Annotated in this window: 4 protein-coding genes; all 4 read right to left on the reverse strand. The window is 44.5% G+C overall.

Annotated elements, in window-relative coordinates:
* Positions 1-129 precede the first annotated feature (129 nt).
* Genes A2517_RS06390 through A2517_RS06405 form a run of 4 tightly spaced genes read right to left on the reverse strand, consistent with a single transcriptional unit; the run spans position 130 to position 2,189 of the window.
* A complete protein-coding gene (locus tag A2517_RS06390; protein ID WP_294895256.1) occupies positions 130-951 on the reverse strand; it encodes a mechanosensitive ion channel domain-containing protein in 822 nt (273 codons plus the stop codon).
* Positions 952-962: 11 nt separating this feature from the next.
* Entirely contained in the window at positions 963-1,583 is a 621-nt protein-coding gene (locus A2517_RS06395) for an NAD(P)H-dependent oxidoreductase (RefSeq protein ID WP_294895258.1), read from the reverse strand.
* On the reverse strand, positions 1,576-1,905 hold the full coding sequence (locus A2517_RS06400) for a DUF309 domain-containing protein (protein ID WP_294895260.1): 330 nt from the start codon (positions 1,903-1,905) through the stop codon (positions 1,576-1,578). Before A2517_RS06400 ends, A2517_RS06395 begins: the two co-directional genes overlap by 8 nt.
* Entirely contained in the window at positions 1,881-2,189 is a 309-nt protein-coding gene (locus tag A2517_RS06405; protein ID WP_294895262.1) for a hypothetical protein, read from the reverse strand. The genes A2517_RS06400 and A2517_RS06405 overlap by 25 nt, the downstream gene beginning before the upstream one ends.
* Between the last annotated feature and the right edge of the window lie 120 nt (positions 2,190-2,309).

The following is a 2,309-nucleotide window of genomic DNA, read 5'->3' on the forward strand; positions in this document are numbered from 1 at the left end:
ATACGGTTTGGGGGGATTTGTGGGGGCATTGGGAGCTGGAATCGTCTATCAATACGCTCCCGAATATCTTTTTATTGCCGGTGCGATAGCCGCTCTGGGCGCAACCCTCGCTTTTTTGATGAACAATCGCTAATCTTCGTGTTTAACGTGGGTAACCATCTGCGGAAATGGAACCGTAATATGGTGCTGATCAAACGCTAATTTTACCGATTCTGTAATCTCAAAGGTAACATCCCAATAATCTTCCACCTTAACCCACGGTCGAGCAATAAGCTGAACGGCATTTTGTGCCAACGCCCCAACCGCCACAAGGGATTCAGGCGTTTGAAGCACTTTAGGATGAGACTCCAATATCTCCGACACAATCGTTTTCGCAAGTTTGAGATCATCTTTGTAATCGATATCAAACGTCATATCGATCCGACGTGTTTCATTCCCCGTGTAGTTGATAATATTACCGGCGATCAAAGCTCCGTTGGGAATAATAATGGAGCGGTTATCCGCCGTCGTTAGCGTCGTTGAGAAAAGATTGATGATTTTAACCGTCCCCATCACTCCCGAGACTTCGATAAAATCACCCACTTTAAAAGGGCGGAAAAAGATAATCAGCACGGCAGCCCCGACATTGGCTAGGGTATCTTTGAGCGCCAGCCCGATCGCTAACCCTGCCGCACCGAATACCGCGACAAACGAAGTGGTATTAATCCCTAGATTGCTCGCTGCTGCAACAATAATGGCAATCATCAATGCCACATATATCGCATTTGCAAAAAACGATATCAAAGTTTCATCGACGCGAGACTTCACCATCCCGTGCCGCATCAAAGTAATAGCTTTTCGTATAACCCATTTTCCGATAAAGAAAATAGCAAGAGCACCTAAGACCTTGATACCGTAGTCGGTTCCGTATTCAAGTACACGTTCTGTATAGTATTCCATTTTTTGCAACATCGGATTCCCTTTTAGCGGTATTCAACGATCTGTTTCAAATCAAGACGCACTTGAGGACTTTGAGGATTTACTCTGTATCCAAACGCACAGATAACGGCAACACTGTGACCGTATTCAAGATCCAGAATCGCTTCAACTGACTCTTTATCAAACCCCTCGATCGGACAGCTGTCGATCTCTAATGTCGCCGCATAGGTCATCATGTTTGCCAAAGCAATATAGCACTGTTTTGCCGTCCAATTTTCCAACAATACCTCATCGCACTCGATCGGCTCTAAATAGTTTTTATAGACACCCATATACATATCAACGGCCTCTGCCGGGAGTCCTCGTCGCTCAAACATTTTCCGCACATAGGGTGTACCGCTTCGTACCGTGTCGTTATCGGTCGTAAAAACTACCAGTTCAGAACACTCGGTAATCTGATTTTGATTCCAACAGGCACTCTTAAGTGCTTTGCGAAGGGCAGGGTTACGAATCACAATCATTCTCCACGGTTCCATCCCAAACGACGAGGGAGACGTACGTGCTACTTCCAAGAGTGACTCAAACTCCTCAGCAGGAATCTGCTTTTCACCATCAAACACTTTACACGCATGACGAAACTTCATAGCATCTAAAAATTCAGACATTTCCGACCTTTTTTTCAATAAGTTGTACTATTTTATCGTAGAGTTCTTTATGGGGGGTAACAAGCGTTTTGAAAAGGGGTGAATATTTGAGATAGGTCTGCCACGCTTTTTGCGAAGCCTCCGGGCGTCCCCGCTTTAAAAGTTCAAAACTCACCGCCGCACTGATAAGCCCTTTCCAAAACAGAACCTCATCATCCTTATCAAAACGACGGGGAAACCATAAATGTTCCAAGTCATTATGGGCGTCATAATAACGCCCTTCTGAAAGAGAACGCGCGTAGGCTTCAAATGCTATTCTTATACCCGTAGATTCTTGCGCCAATATCCTCGCCCTCCCCGTAAACTGATACATACATGATTCGGAAATTTGGTTCTAAACTCTCCTAGCCTCTCTTTGGACGATTTGCCGCTGTCGCAGTAAAACACAAACACGCTCCCCTCCGGCTCATTTTTCAGTAACGGCGGAGCGTAAAGGGTCGTCTCGGCACCGTCGATAGGGTTTAGTATTGTATCAATTAGTAGTACTTTCGTCCCCTCTGATTCAAGCTCTTTTTTATGACGTAAAAACTCTTCTTGCGTCCATTCATCGACAGTGAGATCGACCATTTATTTTTCCCATCGGTTATTTTATGAGAGTTTAGCAAAGCTATAAAGGCTTTAGCCTTAGGATTTTAAGCTACACTTACACCATGGCAAAGAAAAAGAAAAAAATGATAAAACTCAACC

Origin of the sequence: Sulfuricurvum sp. RIFOXYD12_FULL_44_77, assembly GCF_001830725.1 — a bacterium.
In the GTDB taxonomy this organism is placed as follows: domain Bacteria; phylum Campylobacterota; class Campylobacteria; order Campylobacterales; family Sulfurimonadaceae; genus Sulfuricurvum; species Sulfuricurvum kujiense_A.

Excerpts from the sequence above, each read along its gene's own strand:
- A2517_RS06390 (WP_294895256.1), bottom strand. The coding sequence starts at position 951 with ATGTTGCAAAAAATGGAATACTATACAGAACGTGTACTTGAATACGGA.
- A2517_RS06395 (WP_294895258.1), bottom strand. The coding sequence starts at position 1,583 with ATGTCTGAATTTTTAGATGCTATGAAGTTTCGTCATGCGTGTAAAGTG.
- A2517_RS06405 (WP_294895262.1), bottom strand. The coding sequence starts at position 2,189 with ATGGTCGATCTCACTGTCGATGAATGGACGCAAGAAGAGTTTTTACGT.